Genomic DNA, 7,117 nt, shown 5'->3' with positions numbered 1-7,117 from the left:
CGCGACAGGCGTTATTCCAATCCATTGCCGAGGCTCTCAAGCAATCTGCTTAATGATGCAATGGTAAAATACAAATGAAACATTTTTTTAACCAGACCAAAACAGAATCAAGTTCGAATACTCAAATTCAACAACCTTCTTTCAGACTCATTTCTGTATTGGAAAATACTGCAAGCTATATGCTATTTTCTTATATTTGATAAAATTACCTCAATTTAGTTTTCACTATAACTAACTTTGTTAAATCCTTATTATACGATGAATAGATCATAACTTTTGCACACAACAAACTGCCACATCTTTTGAAAATATGCATGGTAACTAATCCCTTACTGCTTCACACTTGACTAGTTTGTCAATGAAATCCTAATTTGATCTTAATCAACTCCTTGTTCTAAGGAGAAAACACTACCTCCTCAATTCCTCTCAATGCCACCGATACCATGGTGGTAAGAATCGAAAACAACCCCAACAAGTTCACCTTGCTTTCGGTCTGGCCGTGCGCGCCATTTCTGTAACGCCCAGCTGAGAAATCCATTTATAGCTGGTCCCATATAAAATGGTTCAAAATACATAGGCGGCAAAGAGCTGTTTGATAGAACAACCTTCCCTTTTTCTGATGGCTTTGGCCTGGGCCCATTTAGGTTCAATGCCATTCAAATCTGGAGAATAAGACGACAGATATTCATGCGTATGCTCGGCATCAGCAATGGCAGTTTTGATATCCTGCCGTTTGTGGAAGGTCGCGTTGTCCATGACAATGACTCAAGCGGGCGAGAGTTTGGGCAAACTTGCGAATTCTTGCGGACTTCGAGGTTCCATGAAATCCGGCAAATCAGCTTAATTTTTCTCTCTTTGCGCCATTATTCTCTCGACCCCTACCCGTCATGCAAGGGCGAAGTTCACAAGTTTGCATTTTTTGATGATATAAATCAATGGATTATGCTCGGACTAATCAAGCGATTTATTTTCAGCATTGGTAGGGGAAGGAAAACGTGGCATTTATAAGGTGTGCACTCATGGCAATCTTATTGCTGGCTACGACCACCATCACTTGGCTCTCTGCGAAGCCTACTCATCATGAGTTTCATCAATCTTTTTGACCAACAAGCCAACATTATTTTTATTACTCTAGGGTCTGTTGACAATTTGAGATAACTATTTAATAAATAGGAGCAAACTCGCAATATTGAGGTTCCTATACCACCAATAAAACAAGTTTGCGATGCCCCGATTGATGCTCAGTGATGAGTTCTGGCCGAAGCTGGAGAAGATTCTGCTTCAAGAAGCGATTGATAACAAGCACAATCTGCGCATGACGGTAGAAGGCATACTGTATCGAATGCGGGTTGGCTGTCCGTGGCGAGACCTGCCCAAGGCGTTCGGCTGCTGGAATTCCATCTATAAAAGATTCAATGCATGGTCATCCAGTAGTGTAGTAAGTGGATGAGGATTTTTAAGGCGCTGACTATTGATCCGGACTGGGAGTGGGGGTTTATTGATGGCAGCTACGTTAAAGCGCAAAGCCAAGTGCGGGAGCGGTAGGTCAGGAAGCCCAGGCCATCGGGAAAAGCCGTGCGGGTAACACTACGAAGATCCATTTAGCGGTTGATAGTTGTCGTTTGCCGGTTGAGTTTGATATTACTGGCGGAGAAGTGAATGATTGTTCTGCAGCACCCCAGCTGATTGCTAAGTTGCCTGACGTGGAAGTGATTGTGGCAGATAAGGGCTATGACAGTGAATATATACGGGAGCAGATAGTAAAGAAGGGTGCCAAGGCTGCGATCCCGAGAAAGCGCAATTCGTTGAAAGGTAATGCAGATATGGATTGGGGCTTGTATAGTTATCGGCATTTGGTGGAAAATACCTTTACACGCCTCAAGCAGTATCGGACAGTAGCTACGCGATATGACAAACTAAAAAGAAATTATGAAAGTATGGTCGCCATCGCGTGCGGATATCTGTGGCTACCTATGTAAAATGTCAACAGATCCTAGATACAATAAAACTTACATTATCCCTACATTAATGGAGATGACTTGTGCGACATCTACTGGTTACAGCACTGGTTTATGTTCTTACTTTAACGATATCTGCCTTACTCCTTGCTGATGAGCAAGGCTCGCCGTCTGCGGCAGTTGAGAATTCTCTGGGGATGAAGTTTGTGCTGGTGCCTACGGGTGAATTTTTGATGGGCAGCGATGAATCGCAGGATGTGTTGTCACAGGACTATCCGCAGTACGAGCGCCGCCGTGTGCAGGAACTTGGGGACGAAGCACCAGTGCATCGAGTGCGCATCACTCAACCTTTCTACCTTGGACAGTTTGAAGTGACTGTCGGACAGTTTCGTAAATTTTTAGAAGCTTCAGGCTATATCCCAGAGTCGGTCGCAGACGGAACGGGAGGGTATGGATATAACGCGAATTATGATCCTACCAAATCCGATAGCGGTGATGCTTTTGAGGGACGCGATCCGAAATATTCCTGGCATAACCCGGGTTTTGTCCAAGGAGACAATCATCCGGTCTTAAACGTAACCTGGAATGATGCAATAGCATTAACGAAATGGCTCAGCGAGAAAGAAGGAATCAAGTATCGCCTTCCAACTGAGGCAGAATGGGAATATGCCTGCCGTGCCGGCACGCGCACACGATATGCAAGCGGTAATAATCCAGAATCCTTGAAAAAAATCGCCAATATTTTCGATGCTGATGCCAAAGAGTACTGGCCACGCTGGGCGCAATTTGCACTATCAGGCCATGATAATTTCGCATTCACCTCACCCGTTGGCAGTTTTGCACCAAATAGCTGGGGGCTGTATGATATGCATGGCAATGCATGGGAATGGGTTTCCGACTGGTATGCGAATGACTATTACGCAAAATCACCCATTGATGACCCCCAAGGACCAGCCGATGGCATCGTACGAGTAAGACGAGGAGGCTCTTGGCATACCTGGTCCCTCTACGCACGTTCATCCTATCGCAACTGGATTTCGCCGAATTCACGTTATTCCTTGGTTGGAATGCGTCTAGTGCGTGAGGTTCCAGAACGCTAAACGATCTGCTTAAATCGAAGGAAAACCACCAGAAGTGATACTTGAATAAACTTGTCACATTAAGAACAGGTGCCAGGGAAATGACAAAACTCGGTTGGCCTTTTCCTTCCCACTTCTCGCGTATTTACTCGGGTTCTTGCAGATTCTTGCGAACTTCAATGTTTAAAAAGACTCCCCAGATCCGTTCACTTCTTCTCTCTTTGCGCCATTATTCTCACCACCTCTACCCACCATGCAGGTATGAAGTCTGCAAGTTATTATTTTTTAAATTATATAAATCAATAAGTTATGCCTGGACTAATCAAGCGGTTTATTTTCAGCATTGGTAAGGGAGAGGACCATAGCATTATAGCATTGTGTGTTGAATCTTCATTGCTGAATATCTCGGCTATCGGGGGAAAGAAGATTCAACAAATAGCAAAGAACGGATCGATAATCACATGCGATGTGATACCAAGCAATTTCGCTGGATTGCCTACGTGCTTCAAATATTGCTCGCAGGCAATTTCTGTTTTGTTTTTATCCACCTGCTTCTTTCGGCCTAATGCTTGAAGGCTTCTTAAATCATTGCCTTTGGTATTAATAGTTGATAATCCAGCCATCTTTATTTCCTAATTCCTTTTAATTATAGAATCATGATCAGCCGGTGGTTTTAATCTTATGATTTAAGCATCATAAATCTAATTGTCTTTTTGTTGTGATCTATGATGATTGACGTGCCTTCTTTTATTGCATTTGGATCAATATATGTTTGGTAGCTACTTAGCGATCGACCTGTCCAATCGTAACCTTCTTTAGTGCATACAAATCTCTCCACATCCTCCCCCTTCCCAATACCTAAAAATTTATTAAGCCATGCATCTATTTTTTTTATTTTACTTCTTATTGCATTTGGGTTTACATATTCTTTGTAACTTTCCATAGAACGAGTTCGGCCGAAGCCGTCTTTATTGCCCACAAGTCTCTCCACATCCTCCCCCTTCCCAATACCTAAAAATTTATTAAGCCATGCATCTATTTTTTTTATTTCACTTCTTATTGCATTTGGGTTTACATATTCTTTGTAACCTTCCATAGAACGAGTTCGGTCGAAACTTTCTTTATTGTCCACAAGCCTCTCCACATCCTCCCCCTTCCCAATACCTAAAAATTTATTAAGCCATGTATCTATTTTTTTCATTTCAGTTCTCCGTTTGGTCTAAAAATTAGGTGCCCGTTAAAAAGGAATATCGTCTTTTATATAGTCAAAACCTGTTCCAGTGCTTCGCTGTCTAACTACATTGCTACCATACGCTCTCGTATAATCACTTGATTGAGTGATCTACTTTTAAAACCACTATCAGAATAATCAACGCTTCTACCAGAACAATTGCCAAGCATTTGCATGCGATCAGCGATAATTTCAGTAGATGTAATGCCAATGTTGGATTTATCCGTCTTTTTACGTATCTGCAAGCGGCTTTCGGTATAGACTTGCGAGCCCTTTCTAAGGCATTCACCTGCTATCTCTGCCTGCTTGCCACACATGATTGTTGCGGTCAAATAAAGCTGGACACTTTCTTAAGTCTTTTTTCAAATTCTACTGCCATGATTTCACTTAGATGCAGCTCTCCTCGTCGACGACGCCGTTTCAGCGACAACTCTAGTAATCGTCCCCCACCGTGGCTCAAATCTTCTACAAAAATCGTCAATCACACAAAAAATCGATATTGTATCCATTGAAATCTAGCTCCTCTCGTGACTAAATTCTTTTCCAAAACTACTACTTCATCATAAGGAATTCAGGCTCCTTTTACAGCTTTTCTTATGTCGAACTCACGTTATCTACAATCAATCTATCCCTCAAAAAGCAATGGACATATCACACCTGTTCAGGCTTTGGAAAAATGGCAGCATCAACGACCTGAGTTATTCCAAAAACCTGTACATAATCAAACGGGACTTGACAGCTAATTATTCAGATAAGATCAAAGTGTGGGAGTTGCTGTTCTGGTGACTAATGCTGATTATTCCCTGGAAGCTCCTAGTCAGTTGTACCGGGACCGGGCAGATTGTGAGAACAGCTTCGATGAGTTGAAAAACCAATGGGGCTGGGGTGGCTATACCACTTCATGACCTAGAAAGCTGTAACCTCTCAGCGCGAGCAGTCGCGCTCATTTATAATTGGTGGAGAGTGGGTATGTTCGTTTAGCGCACCCCAGAACGCATCTGGAGGCAATTACGAGTCGCCCTTTGCTACTAAACGGTGTTCCCCCGCCTGACTCGGCATGCTGGTCAATCACGCCTAATGCTTACATTAACTCACGCGGCCGGTGATCAAATTAAAACGATGATCAGCAGTATCCGTCAGGGTCTTGATTTCATTCTGGTAAATACGCTTCAGTTATCAAAAGTGGTACGTCGGCCTACCTTAGTACGTTATATTATCGACAAAATCTTCGCCGTCAGATCAAAAAATCCTCCAATTCTCGATTCGCCAACTTTTCATTTGGCTTCCAATTCTGGTTAAAAGAGGAATTTAGGTTAATTGCATCATTGGTGGTTGAGCTGCGATTATGTCAGTCCTGTAGAATCCGGGCGGATAGTGCTACCCTGCAAATCTCGAATAGTGGACCGCGCCCTTGGGATTATGATAGAAGAGAAAACCCATTCGCAAAACACGGAAAGCAGCCAGGAAGTGAATGATATGCCTGGTCTTCTCACAGATGATGCGTAGAATGCTTTTACCTGAGTTTATTGCTTTCTTAATACTCATGGTTTATAGGATGAAGTATATATCTCTACTTTGGCGGTAATCTTCTGGTCAGCCCGTCCTGAGGAATCATTCGCACATGGCGAAAAATCAAAAAGCGGCAATCACCCTTGAAAGTGAATCAGCTCAGCTTTAGGAAAAATTAAGCACTACGTTAGCTAGCGCACAGAAGCACACTCATGCCAGCATTATAATATAACTGATTACACATAAATTAATACATGTAACCTTACCATACGAACCAATCCTAGTGCATTTTATGGATGTTCGATGAAATAAGCATCAAGCAGTAGAAATTTAATTTAAACTTAAAAAGGAGCTGCAAAATGAACTGGGACCAAATAGAAGGTAACTGGAAACAATTCAAAGGTAAAGTCAAGGAGCAATGGGGCGAACTTACTGACGATGAGTGCGACAAGATTGCTGGGAAACGCGATCAGTTGGTTGGCAATATTCAGAAATCATATGGAATCAGTAGAGAAGAAGCCGAAAAGCAAGTTGGCGATTGGGAAAGAAACCTTAAAGATTAGGTAGTGCGCTCCTCTTGTGTAAAGTAGAATATGTTGCGAAAGTAACATATTCTACAGTCAATTTTAATCGTTATCTGTATTAGCTCAGAGCAAATCTTATAGTTACCAAATTACCTGGGTATCTGTGCCATATCTTATTTTCTCCATATTTATCCTTCCAATATTCCACAAATTCATCACGATAATCGCGAATGCAGTTAAACATTTTTTCATGGCCAAATACTTTAGCAGCAAACACGCATGATAGAATTCCCCTATATGCATAATTCCAAAGATCTTCCTCATGCTCTATAATTCTTAATGTCCCTAGCATTCCACGAACATGGAATTTTGGTGGTTGGCCACCATACATATCCATTATATGTGGTGATACACCGTGAACAAATCCAGAGTAGATATTGCTGACTTCTTTACCTGCTTTGATTGCTCCGTATGGATTCGGACCCCTAGCCTGAGAATTTGCTATATATGCACGAATCTTTTGGCATGGAATCATTGGCCTTTCTGTTTTCTCGCAACCAAATTCTTCCATATAAAATGCTTCTAAATACCGCTTATGTAGTTCACTTAAATCACTATAGATCACGCCTAAAGATAAAAACTGAATATCTTCATTGAATTCATCGAGCATTCTTTGAAGAGCCCCAAGCTTCTTGTACATAACCTGATTTTAGTAGTACTAAAATGTGAATTAAGAGCTAACTCGTAAAAAATTCCAGAAAAACAGAGCCGCAGCCAGTTTTCCTAATACATGCACCATAAGCCCCTTATAAGAAC

9 protein-coding genes and 1 pseudogene are annotated in these 7,117 nt (G+C 42.0%); 4 read left to right on the top strand and 6 right to left on the bottom strand.

The genetic code is table 11. The features are described from left to right. Positions 1-394 precede the first annotated feature (394 nt). Positions 395-538, bottom strand: a complete 144-nt coding sequence (locus tag BM122_RS23700; protein ID WP_177198227.1) for a hypothetical protein — start codon at positions 536-538, stop codon at positions 395-397. Positions 539-564: 26 nt separating this feature from the next. Beyond that, positions 565-756 carry a transposase gene (locus BM122_RS19755; protein WP_074907225.1) on the bottom strand — a complete coding sequence of 64 codons (192 nt, stop codon included), beginning with the start codon at positions 754-756 and terminating at the stop codon, positions 565-567. Between the two features lie 469 nt (positions 757-1,225). Here BM122_RS19755 and BM122_RS19750 point away from each other — a divergent pair. Next, positions 1,226-1,979 (top strand): annotated as a pseudogene (locus BM122_RS19750) (IS5 family transposase). A gap of 62 nt (positions 1,980-2,041) precedes the next feature. Further along, complete coding sequence (locus tag BM122_RS19745; RefSeq protein WP_083398624.1) at positions 2,042-3,058, top strand: formylglycine-generating enzyme family protein; 1,017 nt, start codon at positions 2,042-2,044, stop codon at positions 3,056-3,058. 407 nt (positions 3,059-3,465) lie between these two features. Here the strand turns inward: BM122_RS19745 and BM122_RS19740 are convergent, their stop codons facing one another. The 3 genes from BM122_RS19740 to BM122_RS25750 all read right to left on the bottom strand — a co-directional run bounded on the left by BM122_RS19740 (position 3,466) and on the right by BM122_RS25750 (position 4,600). After that, on the bottom strand, positions 3,466-3,660 hold the full coding sequence (locus BM122_RS19740) for a hypothetical protein (RefSeq protein ID WP_074907223.1): 195 nt from the start codon (positions 3,658-3,660) through the stop codon (positions 3,466-3,468). A 56-nt stretch (positions 3,661-3,716) separates the two neighbouring features. Then, complete coding sequence (locus BM122_RS19735) at positions 3,717-4,238, bottom strand: hypothetical protein (protein ID WP_074907221.1); 522 nt, start codon at positions 4,236-4,238, stop codon at positions 3,717-3,719. A 95-nt stretch (positions 4,239-4,333) separates the two neighbouring features. Then, positions 4,334-4,600, bottom strand: a complete 267-nt coding sequence (locus tag BM122_RS25750; protein ID WP_305728221.1) for a single-stranded DNA-binding protein — start codon at positions 4,598-4,600, stop codon at positions 4,334-4,336. 432 nt (positions 4,601-5,032) lie between these two features. Here BM122_RS25750 and BM122_RS25580 point away from each other — a divergent pair, with 432 nt between their 5' ends. Then, positions 5,033-5,173: a hypothetical protein gene (locus BM122_RS25580; RefSeq protein WP_256212241.1), complete on the top strand. Its 141-nt coding sequence runs from the start codon at positions 5,033-5,035 to the stop codon at positions 5,171-5,173. Positions 5,174-6,136: 963 nt separating this feature from the next. Beyond that, on the top strand, positions 6,137-6,340 hold the full coding sequence (locus tag BM122_RS19720) for a CsbD family protein (protein ID WP_074907219.1): 204 nt from the start codon (positions 6,137-6,139) through the stop codon (positions 6,338-6,340). A gap of 79 nt (positions 6,341-6,419) precedes the next feature. Here the strand turns inward: BM122_RS19720 and BM122_RS19715 are convergent, their stop codons facing one another. Next, on the bottom strand, positions 6,420-6,971 hold the full coding sequence (locus BM122_RS19715; RefSeq protein WP_143083561.1) for a hypothetical protein: 552 nt from the start codon (positions 6,969-6,971) through the stop codon (positions 6,420-6,422). Positions 6,972-7,117 lie beyond the last annotated feature (146 nt).

The organism is Nitrosomonas communis (assembly GCF_900114745.1).
Taxonomy (GTDB): domain Bacteria; phylum Pseudomonadota; class Gammaproteobacteria; order Burkholderiales; family Nitrosomonadaceae; genus Nitrosomonas; species Nitrosomonas communis_A.
The sequence above is the reverse complement of the archived record's forward strand: the minus strand, read 5'-3'. Positions and strand labels throughout refer to the sequence as shown.